A 19,444-nucleotide genomic window follows, 5' to 3' on the forward strand; every position below is an offset into this window, starting at 1 on the left:
GTCGGAATCAACGCTACAGGCTCTGCGACTTGGCCCGGAAGACGCTTCCACGACATGCCCCTCGCACTCTATGCGGAAGTTCGCGACAGGCGCTGGCACACCCCGAAATGCAAATCTCAACCACCCCTCGCCGGATTGGCAGCTCCTCCTATCGCCCCATTGGATGAACGTCAGCCAAATCCCTCACTTATTTGCCGGGACACTTTCGGAGCGTAAAGCTTAATGACAGACTGTTGTCTAAGCCGATGAGTCGGATCACGAGAAAACCTGAATAGCTGATTGATGTCTGACGTAAGTTTCCGCTGGCTCCATTTGTCAGATCTTCATTTCGGCATGAAAGGCCAAGCACCGCTCTGGGCCAACCTCAAGCATCATTTCTACGACGACCTTCCTCTGTTGCATCGTCAGTCGGGGCCGTGGGATCTCCTGATCTTCTCCGGTGACATAGTGCAGAAGGGCGACGCCGAAGAATTTAAGGGCGCAACGGCTGCGCTTGTGGAACTCTACGGAAAGTTGACGGACTTGGATTGCTCGCCCAAGTTCATGGCGGTTCCAGGGAACCATGACCTCGTTCGCCCAAGCGCCAGCGATATGTCCGCGATGTTGCTGCAGGACTGGTCGAAGAAGCACAATGTCCGCGATGATTTCTTGAACAACCCTACTGGTCCCTATCGAGAAACCATTAGGAGCGCCTTTGCTAACTACCAGGCCTGGTACGAAGCGCTTGGCGCGGTCGGGATATCCGTCGTTGATGCGGCCCATGGCTTCCTGCCTGGCGATCAGGTCGTCAGGTTCGCCAAGGACGAGAGGCAGCTCGGCCTGATCGGTCTAAACTCCACATGGCTTCAACTGAGCAAGGAGAACAAGGCCGGCGATCTGCACGTGGACCATCAGCAGCTTTCAGTGATACTGCCGGATGCGGAAGGCTGGTGCCGCGCAAACGACTTCAATCTTCTGGTCACCCATCAACCGGCAGAGTGGTTGACGCCAGGCAGCTTGGACACATGGAAGAAGGAGATCGCTCCGCCTGGCCGTTTCGATCTCCATTTGTTCGGTCACATGCACGAGCCTCTCTCAAGCAGCCTGTCGCAGATGGGCTCGTCCCCGGTGGCCATATTTCAGTCGCCGTCCCTTTTTGGCCTGGAGCATTTCGGCGACGGTAGGACCCAACGCATCCACGGCTATAGTGCCGGCGCGCTTGTCATAAACGAGAAGGGGCGGCAGCTCAGGATCTGGCCCCGGACGTACCAAGCCACGAGATCAGGCCAGGGTCGGGTCACTCCCAATTTCGAGTTCATCTTGCCCGATAATGAGAGCACGGTGACGCAACTACCTGACAAGCAAGTGATCAAGTCCGCAGCCGCTGGGGTGGTGAGTTCCGTCTCGGCTGTCGCGCAGGCAGCAAGAGAGGAAGCATTCGTCGCAACGGCGTGGACAGAAAAGACGAACCTCCTTTCAAGATTCGGGCATCACCTTCTGCCACCCGGGCCCCACGCCTTCGTCAGGAAGGAGGAGCAAGACATTGCTGCCAACGCGCTGACAAAGCGCGCATTGTGGATCATTGCCGATTGGGGGCTGGGTTCGGACGAGTTTGTGTCTTCCGTCCTGCAAATGCATGAGATGTCGGACTGGCCTGTGTTCCGGTTCGACTTAAGCGAAATGTCCGCCGGCAGCGATCTTGCCCAGGAAGTCGAGGTCAGGCTAGGCTTCAAGATCCAGCAGATATCGGACGAGCTTGCGACTGGCGAAGCGGCCGTCCTGCTCCTGGACGATTTAGTCCTGGGAGAACGAGTGCAGGGCACGATGCCTAGAGAGGCAGAGCTAGAGGCGCTTTCCCAAGCCATCCTCGACTATTGCCCCGGCATAGCAATCCTGTTGCGCACCAGTTCTGATCCGGCGAATAGCCAGTTCGGGAAGGTCAAGATCGGAGCCCTAGACGAGCCCGATCTCAAAGCCTACATCGCCAATAGTCCAGAAGGCGGCATCGAGCTGGCGGCTCAGGATGCAGTTGCCAAATTGCTGCTCATCACCGGCGGCGTTCCTGATCAGGTGGACCAAGCGCTAAAGGCACTACAAGTCGTAACTTTGTCCGAGCTGGTCGCGAGCCATCAGGAGACTGGCGAGAACGAACCTTCAAGCGGTTCCCAAGGTCTCCGGCGAGCGATCGAGGACTTGGGCGCCGCCACTCAGCCAATGCTGCAGCGCGCTCTGCAGATGTTGCAAGCGCTGGCAACATTTCCTCATGGAGCTCAATTCGAGCACATCAAGCGTTTCAACGGGGTCAACGGATTCTATCCCACCAATGCAACCGAGCTTCGCCATCGCGCGCTTATAGTCACTTCTACTCTTCCGGGACTGGAGCAGCAGAGTCAGGCTGAAATCCGCAGGATATTGACCGTTCCCCGCACGGTGCGCGACGTCGTGCGTGGGCAGATGTCCGAAGAGCTTCTCAATCAGCACAACAGGCGCGCGGCGGAATTATATTTTGGCTCAAATTGGCGAGCTGGGTCCACTAGTTGGCCCCCTGACCGAAAGTATTCCAGTCCGAAGTGTTCGCACCATGAGATCGCGAATGCTTCGGCTATTCTATTGCGCCTACTAAAAACGGCGTTGCGGGCCGGCGACATGGAGGAGATTATCGCGCTGATGCACCTGAGCGCAGCCTTTGCCGACGCTCTCAACTCAGGATCACACTACTACGGTGCTTCCGAATTCTCCTCGTCGTTCTTGCACACGGCACCGGCCGATGTCGCCGACGATATGGTCGCTCGCGTTCGGCTCAACTATGGCCAGGCGCTGCGGCTGACTGGAGAGCGGTCCAGAGCGATCCATATATTGGAAGAGCTGGACCCCTCACAGTTTGATAGATCAGATCGCGAATCCCTCTGGCTTTCGCTGGCATTGGCTCACGGCGGAGATCCGAAGGCTAAGGAATACGCCGAGAAGCTTCTCAAGGCCACTAAGGACAACTCTTACAAGCTGCAGGCGAGATCGATCATCATCCAGAGCGAGCCGGCAAGCCCGGAGCGCACGGCCAAACTCGTGAGGCTGCAGCTAGAGGCGCGCAAGAAAAAATCGCATATCGTCGCGAACAATCTGGCACTTCAGTTGGCAAGCGAGAGCGACGACAAGGGGGTTGCGGACAGGTATTTGAATGAGGTGCTGAGCCCAAAGAAGGATTCGGACGACATATACAACCTGGCGAGGGCCGCGGTCAGTTTGGCCGAGCAAGTCCTCGAGGGCGGCGAAGCGCTTTCGAATGCAGACCATTCCCGGCTCATCGCGGCCTACCAGTACCTGTTCATCCAACGGATACCCTCGCTTTTCGACAGGTGCCACCGGGCACTCTGGAAGAGCTTTGCCAGACGCCGCGAGATGAATAACCTCTTCGCGTTGTTCCGTAACAGCTCATTCATCTGGAGGATTAGGGGCGTGGGAGAAAAGGAGGAGCAGTACATCTCTTCGCTGGCGTCGATAGCCAAGGAAGATAATAGTGCAATTCCGGAGAATCGTGACGGAAGCTATTTCAAGGCACGCTTACATTCCACTGCCAGCGCTCCACTTGCGATCGAAGGCTGACTGGCGGTCGCGGCCGGCGACAGGCTATGCCAAGGCTGCAGCGGCGATCTGGACGAACCGTCCACTGTCTCCGGTGGGCCGCAAACCTCCTTAACCTGGCCGTTCACCGCAAAAACGGATGTTCTGAAGACGGACATTCTCCACCCTCAGATTGCCGAGCGTCGGATTGTCCAATTGTTACCTTGGAAACTTCCGGAGGCTTCCAGGATTACAGCATTCACCGTCCCGACGTAGGACATCTGCTCATCGAGGGCCTCCCCGAATGCGCTACATGAACGCATCATTATCGCAGCGTGGAAAGGCTGCTCCCTACCATAACGTCTTCATCCTGTGCACGACTAAAGCTGGTTAATGAAAGCTTCCCAGCCGAGCTTCCCCAGTGCCTTGTCGATGGCGGCCGTCAGCTCCGCGTTCTTTGCCTTGAACATTGAATTTGTGGCAGAAAAGCCATCATAGCCGAATTTGGCAGCCCCGAGCGCTGCGAGTAGCCCGCACCACTCGCGAATGCTATCGACCTTTGCGAGTAGCTGCTCTCTCGAATAGCCTTGCCCGGTTTGCTGGCCGTGGAAAATCTTATCGCGGGCTTTCCAAGCGTGATCGAGCGCGGCGTTGAGCGGCCCATAGCGATCGCCGAATTCGTCCTTGAAGCGAAGGCCGGTCAGCCGCTGTATCCGACCGCGAAAGCCTGTGTGGGCTATGCCCTTGTTGGCGAGCGCTTGGCGCACAGACGAGGCTGATCCGGTCCGATCGCCGAGGCTTGGAATACCAGAAAAGAGCAGATCTTCCGTTGTTGCCGCTCGTATTTGATCCACGCGAGGCAAAACGCATCGACACCGCGAGTCTCCCAGCACGTATTCGATGATATTGAATTCGTCTTCTAAAGTTCGACGCATAATATCCTCCTGCCCGATGTCTACCCTAGATTACTCGGGGTTCGGGCGCATCCACCGGCGGAGCTGGCTCTGGAGCATTGCCCCGAGGCGTGAACCCGTCACGACCATTCGGTCATAATTCCTTGCGCAGTAAGGAGCGCGTGTGCGCGAGATGCTAAGAGGTGCCTTCCGTGTGGGCGAGGCATTCCGCGTCGCGCTCCGCGACGTCACGGCGTGTCCCAAACCGGGACGAGGGATCGGGTATGGTCAATTCTCGGAACTCTTTCGTCTCAAAGACAGCTGGAGCGCCCGTCGACCTATGCGTCGTCCGAAGCGCCGTTGAAATCTGCGATATGGACGCAAGGGCGCTCTAAGAATTCTTCAGGGTTCAGCGCATCGAACCGTCAAGCTCTGGAGCTTTCCGGTCAGCGCGACGTTACCTTTAAGACCATACACCGCCTAGCATGACGGTCCGCAACAAGGTCGTAAGCCAATCGGCAGCTATGTGCACAACTGCAGCCTAGACCTGACGGTCCGGAAACGGCCCCAAAGCTGCCAGGCGGGAACGCGCCTGATTCCAGCCGCTTAGCTAGCCTCGCTCGCTCCCAAAAGCGGACGTCCACCGCCGCAGCGGTTCGTATCAGCCTGTTCGGTTAACCGGCACCACGCTGGCGACCCTGGCAGCGCTGCAGAGGACTGGACCCTTTTTGGCATCTCGCCACGCTGCGCGTCGTCCTCTTGGTCGAGGTCGGCGGTTAGGGACGTCGAGGTTGTCTGACATCGCCAACTGGACGATCGACAAGATACTATGCGACGTAGAAGCAGCTGAAGAACAAGAACGCGCGGAACTTAAGGGTTTAGTATCGCAAGATCACACGGGAGCAGCATGACCGGTGCATATTCACCGTTGGTGACCATCACATTAAACGCGAGGGGCGTTGGGGTCCCTGCGCAAATGGCGGCCAAAGAGGTTTATGGCATCTTCGCCCTGGCATACCCTGCGATCCAGACTGCAGACCTGTCCAACATTCGAGCATGCATCATCAGATGGACGTGCTCGGCCGAACGGCGCGTGAGGATCTAGCATCCATCAATCGCCGGCTGATCGCCATGTGCATCGCCGACCTTGCGCGCGGCGTCCGCCAATCGCTCGAAGGTGCAGCGACGCATCTAGACCTTATCAACGAGCTATCGCCGGACCTATCCGCGACGAAATAGGGGATGATATCGAAGACGCCGTGGTGGCCGCGATCCAGTCGGCAGCCGGTCAACAGCAGGAAGCATTGCGACAGCGTGCAGGCATGCGGCACCCTCAGCTTGTGGCGAAAGTAGCCAAAGGAACTTCGGGCATCCTTGTCATGGACGCCCGAACTGTCTTCCTTCCAGAAACTGCGCAATTGTCTCGAGCACCGGTGCGGCATTGTCGGCCCCCAAGATGTCGATGAAACGAACACGATGATCCTCCGACTGCCCTACCTGAAGGTCGATGTCATCGACGCCAGCGGCGCGGTCAGGCCGTTCGAGATCGGCATGGCGGTTCGGGAGACTTCGACCGTGAAAGTCGAAGTCGCAGTGCGGAAGACGACGTTTTATTTGGGCCAGACCGTGAAGGTCGAGCCGGAGCGGATCGGGGAGATAGCATTTGCCTGTTGGGTGTTCGCCACCGACATAGTTGACAAGCTCGGCCCGGTGGCGGCGTCCGGCCAACACAAGATACACATCTAGTAGGGTCGGTCAGTTCAACCTATGCCGATTGATCAGGCTCTTGGTCCAAATCATGGCAAACTCGATGGCCCAATCCTCCTGGGCGGGCGAGAGCTTGGGCATGGGCTCGCCCCCGGGACCATGGCCTAGCGGGTTTCGCACCGAGGTGAAAAACGACTTCAACTGCGCGCCTTCCCATGCTTCGATGAACCGTCCGCTACGCTCACTAATGAGATTGTCTATATAGGCGTGGGCGCCATTCTCCTTACCCGTGCTGGCACCGAGGTTGCTGCACAGGATTTTGATGACGCTCTCCAATGCCTTAGCGGCGTACAGGGACGGGTCGCGGCCACCGTTGTCCCGCAGGTCCATGGCCTGCTTGATGTCAGTGTCGACGTTCGTCCACCTCGGGTCGGCGACAAGTTGCCAGAACGGCTGCTCGACGACCTTCTGGATCACCTCATCGGTGGATATCTGTACGAAGCCGTTGTGGTAGTTGAGCGGCTTGCGCGCAGCGGCGAAACGCGCATTGATCTCGTTGATCGCACCCTGGAGTTCGTCGTCCCTAGCCTTGATCCTTGCCCGACGTGCGTCCTCGGGGTCGCCGGGAATTCTGACTCCTCCGGATCGACCGAACGAAAGCAGACCCTCCAGTTTGTCGTATGCCTCGGAGGATTTGTAGGCGTTATCGGCGGCTTTCTCTCGCAGTGCCAGCTCAACGAAGCTGACCCTCTGCTTCATGAATTCGTCGGCTTCGTCGACATTAGGATTGAACGGTGAGCACATGAAATTCTCGCATATCTGGGCAGGCGAAAGCATGAAGGTGCTGTTGCCCGAACCCGCCCACGTCTGGGAGAGGTTCTTCCGGCCGAGCTCCATGCTGAGCTTGCTGTCCAGGTTCTTCCAGTGCTGTAGGTTGGCGGCGATAGAGGCACCTTGCCAATCGAATGGCGGAAACAGACGCTCCGCGATGACCCGATAGAGCTTCACATTGAGGCGGTCGTCTCCTGCGGTGTGGTCGGTCCAGATCGCACGGTTGAAGTATCGTTCGTGGAAAGTATCGGTCAGCATGTTGCGTCCTAATCAGGCGAGGCCTTCCAATATCTTCCAGGCCTTCTGATAGGTCGGCCCGGCGGCACCCACCGCAGTATGCCAATCGGCATCGCTCAGGCCTTCGAGGGCCGCGCGCATCGACTTGATGCCGGTGCCGACGTTCTGCCTCGAGAGATGGTCGGAAAGAGGTTGGGCGGCGTTGCGCGGTACACCCATCAGGCGCAGGTCGATGGCCATGTCGGAATTAACGCCGTAGTAGATTCGGGAAGGCAGGTTGCGGAAGGTGCGCCGCTCCTCTTCTGTCATCCTGTCGAGCCCGTCGCGAATGGTCAGGCTCTGGATAGCCGAAAGTCCCCAGGAGGCTGTGGAGGTCATCTTGCCATATACGAGCCGGCACGCCTTCGACATGGCATCGGTCGGACTGTCGTTGGGCCCCCGGAAATGCTCGTTGGCCATTTCGGCCAACGAAGCACCGTTGACCCAATCCTTGACGATGCGGGCGAGAAGGTCGCCATTGCCGCGTCCGCCGCCAGTGACCTCGGCCAACTCCGCTTTTAGTTCCGGGATCTGAAGAAGGACGCCGAAGGCGTTCTGCAGCGTGCGATCGTTCGCGGTGAACAGGGTCGACGCATCCCAGGAATTGGAATCGATGCCTGCAGCGCGCGCGCCGGCCAAGGCACGGCTGACGCTTTCCCAGGAGAAACCGGTGGTGTCCACCAGAGAAAGTGGCTGGTTTCGGATGATCGCCGCATAGTCGGTCACCGCAGCGACCAGCCTGTTCGCCACGGTCTGATCCTCGCGACGCAGCTTCTGAAAGCCGAAGCTGCCGCGCAGCACCTGCTCGATCTGGCTGGCGAACGTGGCATGGTCGTCTATTTGGCGGTACGAGTGGGCCAGGTACTGCAGGAACGCGGACCACTCCTTCATGTAGTAGAGCGTGTGGAGTTCGAGCTGGGATCCGGCGGCCAGGGCGGAGCGCACCATGTCGATCAGTGTCGAGTTCAGGTGGGACACGTTTCGTCCGACATAGTCGGACAGCAGCGCCACCCTATCGTCGGTTGTCGCGGCCAATGCCACCACGCCGGTGCCCGATTGGTCGGCACGGCCAGCGCGTCCAGCCAAGTTCCAGAAGTCCTCGGGCGGCATGTCGAGGCCATAGGGATATTGGTGGGATGCCATCACCACTGCGGTGACCGGGAAGTTCAGACCCTGCGCGATGGTGGTGGTGGCGACCATGGTGTCGAGCTCGCCCAGCTCCATCAGCCATTCCATCAGGACGCGCGTGTCGTCAGACAGTCCGGTGTGATGCAGGCCGACGCGCTTCTTCAGCAGCCCGATGAGTTCGAAATCCCTACCGAATTCCTCTGCCACGAAATCTGCGACGAAATCGATATTGGACATGTCCTTGGATCCAGGCCGCTGCTCCAGCTTTTCGGCCAGTTTCGGATCTTTGGCCATCGTGCGGGCCAGGCCCCAGGTGTCCTTGACCTTTCCGGCGACAACGATGACCGGTCCACGACGATTGAGGCAGCTGGCGGTGACGGCGGCGACGTTGGAAAGGGAAGGACGCACTTGCGACCAAGTCAGGCCCAGCTCTCGCCCCGAGCAGAGCGGAACGAGGTGGTCGATCTTTATCGTGGACTTGGATGTGTGGATGGTCTGCAGGGATATCTCGTATTCGCCGGCGCGCTCCGCTTTGGAGGGCTGTGCGATGACGATTGCCCTGTCGTTCGGGCGCCAGTTGAACTCGACCGTCATGTCCGCGAAGCTGTCCGGCGACAACCATCTGGCGACTTCGCCGCGGTTCTCGATGAAAGGCGTCATCAGCAGGAACTGGGAGTTTCTGCATTCGCGGTTGATCGTGGCCAGCATTAGCTCGAGCCGCAGACCGCGGCCCTTGTTCGATAGATTGTGCGCCTCGTCGACCACAACCAGCGTCAACGGACGGCCGATCTTGGCCTCCCAGCCGCCGCGCAGCAGGAGGTCGATCTTCTCGGGCGTTCCGACCAGCACGCGGAAAGCCGTCCGTGGGTCCTTGTCGGCCAGCAGCTCGGCCTCGACGCCGTCGATGTCGAGGGCAGGGCTGACGCGCTCCACGACTACCCCGAGCGGCGAGAAATCGCGGCGAAGCTTCGCGCACACCTGATTCACCAAGGCGCGTGTGGGCGCGATATAGGCGACCCAGCCCCTTTCGGCCTCGAACTGGTTGAGGGCCTGGAGGATACGGAACTGGGCGATGAAGGTCTTCCCGCTCGACGTCGGCAGACTGAGGACCACCGAACGCGCGCCCGAATTCATCAGTCCCTGATCCCGAAGAGCGATGCGCTGGGGCGGCAGCATCTCGAAGACGGGTTTGTCCCTGGTCCTCGCAGCCATGCTCTCGACGAAACGAGCGATGCGAGCGCTGGCGCCTCTGGTGACTGACCAGATGCTGTTGGCAACCATCCGTTCCGCGGTCTCGGACAGGAGCCGGACGGTGGCGTGCAAGCCGATCAGTTCGCCTCGTTCGCAGGCGATCTGGCTGCGATCGAATTGCGCCTGCAGCTGCTCACGGATGTTGAACCCGCCAGCCACCGAACCTTGGGCCGAATAGGTGGCGAGCAGCTCTGCGGCCTTGGACAGGTGATAGGAGGCCATGAGCTGCCATGCATCCGAGCGGGGTGTATCGGAGGTCTCCAAGAACTGTGCCTCTCCGGATTTCTGCGCCTCGCGCAGGCCGACGATCTCAGCCAGAACCGCGTCCAGATCCGCCCACCCGTCCTTGCGCAGCACCAGCAGCCAAAGTCGATAGACGCTCTGGCGCACCCTAGCACCCCAGTTCGCAGCTTCATCCGGTTCGGGAGGAAGCGCATGGGTGCGCAGATACCGCGACACGTCGGGCGTGCGATCGCCGAGCACGCCGTAGCAGGCGGCTTGTAGCAGATGCAGTGCCCGTGCTTCGGTGTTCTTTGGAACGTCCGATGCTCTCGATGCCTCGAATGCCATCTCGGCGGTTTCGCGCAATTCGCCAGCGGCTTCTACATCGCCCAGCAGGGCATGGACGGCCAGGCCGTAGCCGTTCGCGGTAAACCTGTAGTCCTCCGGCTGGTCATTGGGCTCGAAGCCGACATCGGCCAACAGGTGTTCGCCAACAGCGACATCGACCCTCCGACGTCGTTCGTCGCCCAGTGCCTGGATCATCCATGATGTCATGCTGGCGACACCTTGGCGATCGAGAGCCAATCGGCGATAGGACGTGGCGTGTACCAGGCATCGAGGCGCATGCGTGGGCTGCCGGTGCCGTCTTCCAGAGCTGTGCCCCGGGTACGCAGATCGTCGCGATGTGCAGGAGTGTCGCGTAGTAACACGCCCACGACGGCGAAGTCTTTGCCTCCCGAGCTAAGGTATTTCGCCGCTGCGACCTTGAACATCGCCATCAGCTCGGCGGTTGTGCAACGGGCGTACAACCACTTCAGAAGCGTGTTCTGCGCATCCTTGTGATTGGCAAGTGCATCGATCTGGTGGGCAAGACCGCCTCTGCCGGCCATGACGCCGGGCGGATTGTCCTTGTCCGACGAAGTCTTCACCTCGCCGAATAGGAAAACCCTGTCCGGTCCACTGCCGAGGAAACCGACGATATCGGCGCCGGGCAGCGACGCCTTCGGCGTCTTTCGATCGCGGTTCTCGTTCCAGGGCCACACGGCACCGTGCTCGTCCATTAATAGACATTCGGCCATCGCCTCGCCGATTTCCCAATCCAGCGGCTCGACGGTCGCATCCAGCAGAGCGCTTAGGGTGTCACTGGCCATGCCTGTCGTGGCTAAGGCATCCAAATCAGCGGAGAATTCTTTTTCGAAGGCGGCATCGGTAACGCGCTCCCAGACCGGGCCGCGCAGATATAAGTCGAACTCGGCATGGTCGTCTATCACCAGACCACGCCAGCAGTCGGTGGCCAAATCGTTCGGATAGGCCTTGGTGATCTTCAGTTCGAGCGGCATCGATTCCCCTGTCGATCGCTGATTATCTCTTTATGATCGCAAATCGCAACCAAAGGATTGAGCGGCACGGATGGCGAAGGCGATACCATTGCAATTGGCCGGGAGGGATTTCGCCAAGAAGGGCGATGCGCTGCTCCATGTCAGGGCGAGGCTGCAGAGGTATCCTCCTGGGCAGCGCGTCGCGGATGAAGATGAGGCGCTTCTGCGCGCCTTGCTGGCTAGGCACCCCGATTCCGCCTCCAAGACAGGTTCAGGCGTGGACCACTTCATGGTGCGCAGCGCCGATTACGGCACCAAGTGCTTCTGGGTGGTGAGAACGGACGGATCGACCGAGCGTTTCTCGTACAAAGAGTGTCTTTGACTGTCGAGCTTATCGTCCTGCCCGTCATGATACAGTGCTGGCTTCGGTCCATTCGGGTCGACCTGCACACCACGACATTCGTGCCACATTCCTCCGGCGAACAAGGCAGCAAGCCAGCCGGCCCATCCTTTCAGCTTGTTGCCGGATATCCGTAAGGCCGTCAATTGGTAGCAGCAAGTAGGAAAACTAAGGTTGCCCGAATGGGAAAAAATATTGGGAAGAATGGGAAAACTATGCTTAATTTTTCGAGAGCAGAGCAGAGCAGAGCAGAGCAGAGCAGAGCAGAGCAGAGCAGAGCAGAGCGGTACTTCGCGGAGCTTTCCAAAAACGACCGAGTGGAGCGCGAAGCTTTCTAGCACCCATTATAGGTTCAACGGCAGCTTTCCATATTAGCGTGCCGAAAGCCTGCCGGTCTGCTGACGGCCCAATACAAGTCATTCGCTCGTGCCTTCGCGATGACAATTTCTTGGCGCCCCCAATCTTCCAAGCCTGCAACGTTCACTGCATCGCACGGGCGCGTATATTGGGTATCTTCAATATTCTGAAACGTCACTCCATCCTGCTTCCGTTTAACAAAACTCGGAGGCTGCGCCCATGACACCGACGAAGCTCCTTGTCGGTCAGATAGTCATTGTGTTCGCCATCGTCATTCTCGGCGTATGGACAGCGACTCAATGGTGCGCCCAAACTTTAGATTATCAGCCGCAACTCGGACCCCCATGGTTTGTCGCAGCCGGATGGCCGATCTACAAGCCGTGGCAACTGTTCGAGTGGTGGTTCCATTTCGACGCATACGCGCCCGAGGTCTTCGACACGGCCGGGATGCTTGCGGCCACCACAGGCTTCATGGGCTGCGCGGCCGCCATCGCTGGCTCCCTCTGGCGTGCGCGGCAGCGCGGCCTAGTCACCACTTATGGCTCGTCGCGATGGGCCGCGTCTTGGGAGATCGAGAAGGCAGGGCTGTTTCGACCAGCCGGTGTTTTCCTTGGCAAGCTGAAGGACCGCTATCTTCGCCATGACGGGCCGGAGCACGTAATGGCCTTTGCTCCCACGCGCTCGGGCAAGGGTGTTGGACTGGTTGTTCCGACGCTTCTTTCCTGGACCGGCTCGGCCGTCATTCACGACATCAAAGGCGAGAACTGGCAGCTGACCGCCGGCTGGCGGTCGAAGTTCTCGTACTGTTTTTTGTTCAATCCGACCGATCCGAGGTCAGCACGCTACAATCCGCTACTTGAGGTGCGCAAAGAAGTGAACGAGGTCCGCGATGTCCAGAACATCGCTGATGTCTTGGTGGATCCGGAAGGTGCGCTCGAGCGGCGCAATCATTGGGAGAAGACCAGTCACTCACTCTTGGTCGGCGCCATCTTGCATGTGCTCTATGCCGAAGAGGAAAAGACGCTCGCCCGGGTCGCCACCTTCCTGTCGGATCCGCAACGCTCCTTTGCCGCGACGCTGCAGCGGATGATGACGACCAATCACCTCGGCACGACGGACAAGCCCCAGGTCCATCCGGTCGTGGCCTCCGCAGCGCGCGAGGTGCTGAACAAGTCGGAAAATGAGCGTTCTGGCGTGCTCTCGACCGCGATGTCGTTTCTCGGGCTCTATCGTGATCCGACAGTGGCCGCGGCAACATCGACCTGCGACTGGCGCATTGCGGACCTGATGGATGCCGAGCGGCCGATGTCGCTCTATCTGGTCGTGCCGCCGTCGGACATCTCGCGCACCAAGCCGCTGGTGAGACTGGTGCTCAATCAAATCGGCCGCAGGCTGACTGAGCGCCTGGAGGGTGACCCGAAGAAGAGCCGCAGGCATCAACTCCTCATGATGCTCGACGAATTCCCGGCGCTCGGACGCCTCGATTTCTTCGAGACCGCGCTTGCCTTCATGGCAGGCTACGGCATCCGCGCCTATCTGATCGCTCAATCCTTGAACCAGATCTCCAAGGCCTATGGCGAGAACAACGCCATTCTAGACAATTGCCATGTGCGGATTTCCTTTTCTTCCAATGACGAGCGCACGGCCAAACGCATCTCGGACGCGCTCGGTACAGCGACGGAACTCAGATCCATGCGCAACTATGCCGGCCATCGGCTGGCACCCTGGCTTTCGCACGTCATGGTGAGCCGCCAGGAAACTGCGCGACCGCTTTTGACACCAGGCGAGGTGATGCAATTGCCGCCTTTGGACGAGCTGGTGCTGATATCAGGATTGCCGCCGATCCGTGCGAACAAGCTCCGCTACTACGAGGACCAGAATTTCACCGAACGGGTGCTGCCGGCGCCGGTGTTGCGCGACGGTCTGTACGCGGACTGTCCTGCGTCGCGCCCCGACGATTGGAGCGGACTAGTCCGCAGTGTTGACCGCCGTCTCGCTGCAGATGACGAAAACGCCGGCGCGGCAATCGAAGAAGACGGCGGCGTGCAACAGCAGCGTCATCCCGGCCTGCCTGAAGACCACGTCGTCGTCTGTCAGGAGCCTGATCAAGACGACCTCTTCAATCTGGCGGACGATGACGCCGAGGCACTCGCAGACAAGCGCGTCATGGACCGGGTTTCCACCGCAGCCAGCGCCTACGGTATCAACGAGGGAAGGGGCGACGACAAGGACATCATCCCCGGCTTCTAAAGCGCTTTCGCAGCTCAGGCGTATCTCAGCGTAGATAACGCCCATAAGCGATTTTTCAGATATCGGCGATGTTCGTTCCCGCCGCCGGCGCATCAGCGCCGGCCAGTCGGAACGAGCCCCATGAAGCCCCATCGCATTCGCCACCAGTTTCTGCTCGAACCCGCGTTAAGCGAGAAGCTGGAAACGCTCAGCCGCAACCCGTCGACCACAAAATCGGCGATCGTTGCGAAAGCGGTCGAGGCCTTCATCGAGCGGCGTGGCGAGAACGAACTCGACAATCGTTATGGCAGGCGTCTCGACCGTCTTTCCCGCGACCTCGACCATATCCGAACCGATGTCGAGGTGATCCTGGAGAGCCTCGCACTCTTCATACGCTTTTCGATCACGCTTCATTCCCACACGCCGGTCCCGGATCGGGCGACACAGGCGATTGCCCAAGAGCGCTTTGACAAATTCGTCGAGCAGGTCGGTCGCCAGATCGCCTCCGGGACGCGCTCGCTTGGCAATGGCAATGGCAATGGAGGCGAAGGATGAGCTCTCATCCCGCAGCCGACCACCGCCGCCGCGCCATGCTGCGCACAGCCATGGGGCCCGCGATCACCGAGGCCCTTGCCGATCCGACCGTCATCGAGGTGATGGTCAACCCCGACGGCGCGCTGCGGCTCGACCGGTTGGGAGAAGGCCGGGTCGATACCGGCGTGCATATGCATCCTTCCGAGGCCGAACGCATCGTCCGCCTCGTTGCCTCTCACGTGCGCGCCGAGGCGCATGCGGACAACCCAATCGTCAGTGCCGAACTACCCTCAGGCGAGCGTTTCGAGGGCCTGTTGCCGCCAATCGTCTTGGCGCCATGCTTTGCCATCCGCAAGCCGGCAGCAAAACTCTACACGCTGGCCAACTATGTCGCCGATCGCATCATGCTCCCGCTGCAGGCTGATGTCCTGAGGAAGGCGGTACGCGAGCGGCGCAACATCCTGGTCGCCGGCGGCACATCATCGGGCAAAACGACCCTTGCCAATGCTCTTCTGGCAGAAGTCGCCGAATGCGATGAGCGGGTGATCCTCATTGAGGACACCCGCGAGCTGCAATGCGCGGCCAAGGACTGTGTTGCGCTGAGGACGAGGCGGGGCTCCGTCACACTTGCCGATCTCGTACGCTCGACCCTACGGCTGAGGCCCGACCGCATCATCGTCGGCGAAGTCAGAGGCGCGGAAGCGCTCGACATGCTGAAGGCGTGGAACACCGGTCACCCCGGCGGCATCACCACGGTCCACGCCAGTTCGGCGCGCTCGGCCCTCTACCGGATCGAGCAGCTCGCCCAGGAAGCGGTCGTCACCGTTCCCCGCCGGCTGATCGCCGATGCTGTCCACCTGATTGTCTTCATCGCCGGACGCGGATCGTCGCGCCGCATAGACGCGATTGCCGAGGTCACAGGCCTCGACGGCAGTGGCGACTACGCCGTTGGCCAGCTCACTCTTCCGCAACTCCAGCAGCTTTGAAAGGTCATCTCATGCGCAAGAAAATTTGCTTTCTTTCGTCCGCCGCCGTCGCGCTTCTTCTCACGGCCCAGGCTCACGCTGCCGGCTCCGGCATGCCCTGGGAACAGCCGCTTCAGCAGATCCTGGAATCGGTGCAGGGGCCGGTGGCCAAGATCGTTGCCGTGATCATCATCATAACCACTGGCCTTACCCTTGCGTTCGGCGACACGGCCGGCGGTTTCCGCCGGCTGATCCAGATCGTCTTTGGCCTGTCGATTGCCTTCGCGGCCTCGAGCTTCTTTCTCTCCTTCTTCTCCTTTGGTGGCGGGGCGCTCGTCTGATGGCCATGGGAGAGAAGCATATCCAAGGCTTCGAGGTGCCCGTCCACCGGGCGCTGACTGAGCCGATCCTGCTCGGTGGCGCGCCGCGGGCGGTGGCGATCCTTAACGGCACCGCGGCCGCCGCAATCGGCCTTGGCCTGCAGCAGTGGATTGGCGGTCTAGTGCTCTGGATCGCCGGCCACACGCTCGCGGTCTTTGCCGCACGGCGCGACCCGGACTTTGCCAGCGTACTTGTCCGTCATCTTCGTCAGAAGGGCTGGCTTGCATGCTGAAGCTTTCCGAATACCGCGGCAAAGCCGACCGGCTTGCCGACCATCTGCCCTGGGCAGCACTCGTCGCGCCCGGCATCGTGCTCAACAAGGATGGCAGCTTCCAACGGACATTGCGGTTTCGTGGCCCCGACCTTGAAAGCGCCACGGAGGCCGAACTTATCGGCATATGCGCGCGGGCAAACAATGCGCTGAGAAGGCTCGGCTCTGGCTGGGCGCTGTTCTTCGAGGCCGAGCGCATCGAAGCGCTGGGCTATCCGAGCTCGGCCCTTCCCGATGCTGCCTCATGGCTGATCGATGAGGAACGGCGCGCGGCCTTCGAGGGCAAGGTCGCGCATTTCGAGAGCATCTATCATCTGACCTTGGTCTTCCTGCCTGGGCCCGATGGCCAAGCGCGCGCGGAAAGTGCTCTCGTCGACTCGCATCACTTGGGAGGGGAAAGAGACTGGCGCCAGGAGCTTGCCCGGTTCCGAGACGAGACTGACCGCGTTCTCGATCTTCTTTCGGGCTTCGTGCCCGAGGTGCGCGCGCTCGACGATGCCGAGACCCTGACGTACCTGCACGGCACGATCTCGACCCGCCGTCATCCCGTTGCCGTGCCTGAAACGCCAATGTATCTCGACGGCGTCCTGGTTGACGCGCCGCTGACCGGCGGCCTAGAGCCGATGCTGGGCGAACAGCATCTGCGCACGCTGACAGTTCTCGGCTTTCCGAACGTCACCCGGCCAGGAATCCTCGATGCGCTCAATAACCAGGATTTCGCCTATCGCTGGGTGACGCGCTTCATTCCACTCGATAAGGCGGAAGCCACGAAGACGCTGACTCGGCTCCGCCGGCAGTGGTTTGCCAAGCGCAAATCGATCGCGGCTATTCTGCGCGAGGTGGTGACCAACGAACCGGTGCCTCTCGTCGACAGCGACGCCGACAACAAGGCGCTCGATGCCGATGCAGCACTGCAGGCATTGGGCGGCGATCATGTCGGCTTCGGCTATCTCACCACAACGGTGACGGTGTGGGATCAGAACCATAAAGCCGCCGCGGAAAAGCTTCGCGCCGTCGAGCGGATCGTCAACGGGCTCGGCTTCACCACCATTCGCGAAAGCATCAATGCCGTCGAAGCGTGGCTTGGTTCATTGCCGGGTCATGTCTACGCCAACGTTCGCCAGCCGCTCGTTCACACGCTTAACCTTGCCCATCTCATGCCGCTGTCGTCCGTGTGGGCAGGTCCAGCGGAGAACGAGCATCTTGCCGAGGTCACCGGCGATTACGCTCCGCCGCTTCTTTTCGCCGAAACCAGCGGCTCGGCGCCGTTTCGGCTTTCGACCCATATCGGCGATGTCGGCCACATGCTGATTGTCGGGCCGACCGGTGCCGGCAAGTCGGTTCTGCTTGCCCTGATCGCTTTGCAGTTCCGGCGCTACGCTGGCGCGCAAATCTATGTCTTCGACAAAGGCAATTCGGCCCGCGCCGCCGCGCTTGCCATGGGCGGCGACCACCATGCGTTGGGTGCGAATGGTGCGCTTGCTTTCCAGCCGCTGCGCCACATCGACGACCCGGCCACACAGAGCTGGGCGGCCGAATGGATCGCCGGCCTCATTGCCCACGAGAATGTCACCGTCACCCCGGAGGTGAAGGAGGCAATCTGGTCGGCGCTCACCAGCCTCGCCACCGCGCCGGCGCAGGAACGCACGCTGACTGGCCTGTCGGTCCTGCTTCAGTCCAATGCGCTCAAATCGGCGTTGATGCCCTACACGCTCGACGGTCCATTCGGCCGGCTGCTCGATGCCGATGACGACCGGCTGGCCATCTCGGATGTGCAGTGTTTCGAGACCCAGGAGCTGATGCACAGCCAAGGCGCTGTGCTGCCTGTGCTCACCTATCTGTTCCATCGTCTTGAGGACCGGTTTGACGGGCGGCCGACGCTGCTCATGCTCGACGAGGCCTGGGTCTATCTCGACCACCCGCTCTTTGCCGCCCGCATCCGCGAATGGCTTAAGGTGCTGCGTAAGAAAAACGTCTCCGTCATCTTCGCGACGCAGTCGCTTGCCGACATCGCCGGCTCTTCTATCGCACCCGCAATCATCGAGAGCTGCCCGCAGCGCATTTTTCTCCCCAATGATCGTGCGGTGGAGCCGCAGGCACGGGCAGCCTATGAGCGCTTCGGTCTTAATGAGCGACAGATCGAATTGGTCGCCCGCGCCACGCCGAAGCGCCACTACTATCTGCAGTCGCGCCGCGGCAATCGCCTTTTCGAGCTCGGGCTAGGCCCGATCGCTCTTGCGCTTTGCGGCGCCTCCGACCCGGCCGCGCAGACCCTGATCGACAATATTCTTTCCGAAGAAGGGCGAGGCAGCTTTGCCGCCCGTTTCTTCAGTGCGCGCGGCCTGGATTGGGCTGCCGAGCTTCTCCAGCAATTTCCTCAACCTAACAAGGAGCAATCGTCATGATCGGACGCCGCCTTTTTACTAGCCTGGTCACCGTTTCCCTGATCGCCAAACCGATGGCTGACTACGTCCAGCCGGCCTATGCGCTCATCGTGTTTGACCCGTCCAACTATACGCAGAATGTGCTGTCGGCAGCACGCGCATTGGAGCAGATCAACAACCAAATCCAGTCGCTTCAGAACCAGGCGACCATGCTGCAGAACATGGCGCGCAACCTTCAGCGCCTGGATTTCTCTTCCGTGGGCCAGCTTACCGGCTCGCTCCAACGGATTGACGGTCTGATGACCCAGGCGAGCGGCCTGAGCTTCGATCTCGATAAGCTGCAGGACCAGTGGCGCCGGCAATATCCGGAAAGCTACGACGCCACCATCAAGGTCAGCGATGTGGCGAGCGCCGCGCGCGAGCGCTGGCAGAGCGCCATGCAGGCGTTCCGCCAGACCATGAGCGCGCAGTCGCAGATCGTCGAGAACGTGCAGGCCGATGGCGACCTGCTTACCGACCTCGTCCATCGCAGTCAGGGCGCGGCAGGTGCCCTCGAGGCAAGCCAGGCCACCAATCAGCTGATCGCGCTTTCGACCAAGCAGCAGATGCAGATCCAGACGCTGCTTGCGACCCAGTTCCGGGCCGAGGCCGAGGATGCGGCGCGCAAGGCGCAGTCCGAGGAAGCCGCTCGCGAGACGACGAAGCGTTTCCTGGGCACCGGCACGGCTTATCCCGGCAACTGATCGGCAGTTCTTCAAG

14 protein-coding genes are annotated in these 19,444 nt (G+C 60.3%); 10 read left to right on the forward strand and 4 right to left on the reverse strand.

Features of this window, described 5'->3' with window-relative positions; translation table 11 throughout:
* The first annotated feature begins 282 nt into the window (after window positions 1-282).
* Window positions 283-3,579, forward strand: a complete 3,297-nt coding sequence (locus NLY36_RS22485) for a metallophosphoesterase (RefSeq protein WP_023735774.1) — start codon at window positions 283-285, stop codon at window positions 3,577-3,579.
* A gap of 338 nt (window positions 3,580-3,917) precedes the next feature.
* On the opposite strand, the gene NLY36_RS22490 is transcribed toward NLY36_RS22485, so the two are convergent.
* A complete protein-coding gene (locus tag NLY36_RS22490; protein WP_156933199.1) occupies window positions 3,918-4,472 on the reverse strand; it encodes a hypothetical protein in 555 nt (184 codons plus the stop codon).
* Between the two features lie 1,434 nt (window positions 4,473-5,906).
* Between NLY36_RS22490 and NLY36_RS22495 the strand changes: the two genes are divergently transcribed.
* Window positions 5,907-6,176: a hypothetical protein gene (locus NLY36_RS22495; protein WP_023735771.1), complete on the forward strand. Its 270-nt coding sequence runs from the start codon at window positions 5,907-5,909 to the stop codon at window positions 6,174-6,176.
* A 9-nt stretch (window positions 6,177-6,185) separates the two neighbouring features.
* Here the strand turns inward: NLY36_RS22495 and NLY36_RS22500 are convergent, their stop codons facing one another.
* From NLY36_RS22500 to NLY36_RS22510, 3 genes are read right to left on the reverse strand one after another with little or no spacing between them, the layout of a single operon-like run.
* On the reverse strand, window positions 6,186-7,226 hold the full coding sequence (locus tag NLY36_RS22500; RefSeq protein ID WP_023735770.1) for an AbiJ-NTD4 domain-containing protein: 1,041 nt from the start codon (window positions 7,224-7,226) through the stop codon (window positions 6,186-6,188).
* Window positions 7,227-7,238: 12 nt separating this feature from the next.
* Window positions 7,239-10,388 (reverse strand): DEAD/DEAH box helicase, encoded by a 3,150-nt coding sequence (locus NLY36_RS22505; protein ID WP_198020835.1) that lies wholly within the window; start codon window positions 10,386-10,388, stop codon window positions 7,239-7,241.
* An 8-nt stretch (window positions 10,389-10,396) separates the two neighbouring features.
* Window positions 10,397-11,185 (reverse strand): hypothetical protein, encoded by a 789-nt coding sequence (locus tag NLY36_RS22510; RefSeq protein ID WP_050591500.1) that lies wholly within the window; start codon window positions 11,183-11,185, stop codon window positions 10,397-10,399.
* 70 nt (window positions 11,186-11,255) lie between these two features.
* Between NLY36_RS22510 and NLY36_RS22515 the strand changes: the two genes are divergently transcribed.
* The 8 genes from NLY36_RS22515 to trbJ all read left to right on the forward strand — a co-directional run bounded on the left by NLY36_RS22515 (window position 11,256) and on the right by trbJ (window position 19,428).
* Entirely contained in the window at window positions 11,256-11,546 is a 291-nt protein-coding gene (locus NLY36_RS22515) for a DCL family protein (RefSeq protein ID WP_023735767.1), read from the forward strand.
* Window positions 11,547-12,140: 594 nt separating this feature from the next.
* The gene (locus NLY36_RS22520) at window positions 12,141-14,171 is read left to right on the forward strand and encodes a conjugal transfer protein TraG (protein ID WP_023735765.1); all 2,031 of its coding nucleotides are present in this window, start codon (window positions 12,141-12,143) and stop codon (window positions 14,169-14,171) included.
* 120 nt (window positions 14,172-14,291) lie between these two features.
* Window positions 14,292-14,705 (forward strand): hypothetical protein, encoded by a 414-nt coding sequence (locus NLY36_RS22525; RefSeq protein WP_023735764.1) that lies wholly within the window; start codon window positions 14,292-14,294, stop codon window positions 14,703-14,705.
* Window positions 14,702-15,670, forward strand: a complete 969-nt coding sequence (gene trbB, locus NLY36_RS22530; protein WP_023735763.1) for a P-type conjugative transfer ATPase TrbB — start codon at window positions 14,702-14,704, stop codon at window positions 15,668-15,670. Before NLY36_RS22525 ends, trbB begins: the two co-directional genes overlap by 4 nt.
* An 11-nt stretch (window positions 15,671-15,681) precedes the next feature.
* The gene (locus tag NLY36_RS22535) at window positions 15,682-15,990 is read left to right on the forward strand and encodes a TrbC/VirB2 family type IV secretion system protein (RefSeq protein ID WP_023735762.1); all 309 of its coding nucleotides are present in this window, start codon (window positions 15,682-15,684) and stop codon (window positions 15,988-15,990) included.
* Window positions 15,990-16,262, forward strand: a complete 273-nt coding sequence (locus NLY36_RS22540) for a VirB3 family type IV secretion system protein (RefSeq protein WP_023735761.1) — start codon at window positions 15,990-15,992, stop codon at window positions 16,260-16,262. The genes NLY36_RS22535 and NLY36_RS22540 overlap by 1 nt, the downstream gene beginning before the upstream one ends.
* Window positions 16,256-18,706: a conjugal transfer protein TrbE gene (trbE, locus tag NLY36_RS22545; protein WP_023735760.1), complete on the forward strand. Its 2,451-nt coding sequence runs from the start codon at window positions 16,256-16,258 to the stop codon at window positions 18,704-18,706. Before NLY36_RS22540 ends, trbE begins: the two co-directional genes overlap by 7 nt.
* The gene (gene trbJ, locus NLY36_RS22550; protein WP_023735759.1) at window positions 18,703-19,428 is read left to right on the forward strand and encodes a P-type conjugative transfer protein TrbJ; all 726 of its coding nucleotides are present in this window, start codon (window positions 18,703-18,705) and stop codon (window positions 19,426-19,428) included. Before trbE ends, trbJ begins: the two co-directional genes overlap by 4 nt.
* Window positions 19,429-19,444 lie beyond the last annotated feature (16 nt).

This window comes from Mesorhizobium sp. C399B, from assembly GCF_030323185.1.
In the GTDB taxonomy this organism is placed as follows: domain Bacteria; phylum Pseudomonadota; class Alphaproteobacteria; order Rhizobiales; family Rhizobiaceae; genus Mesorhizobium.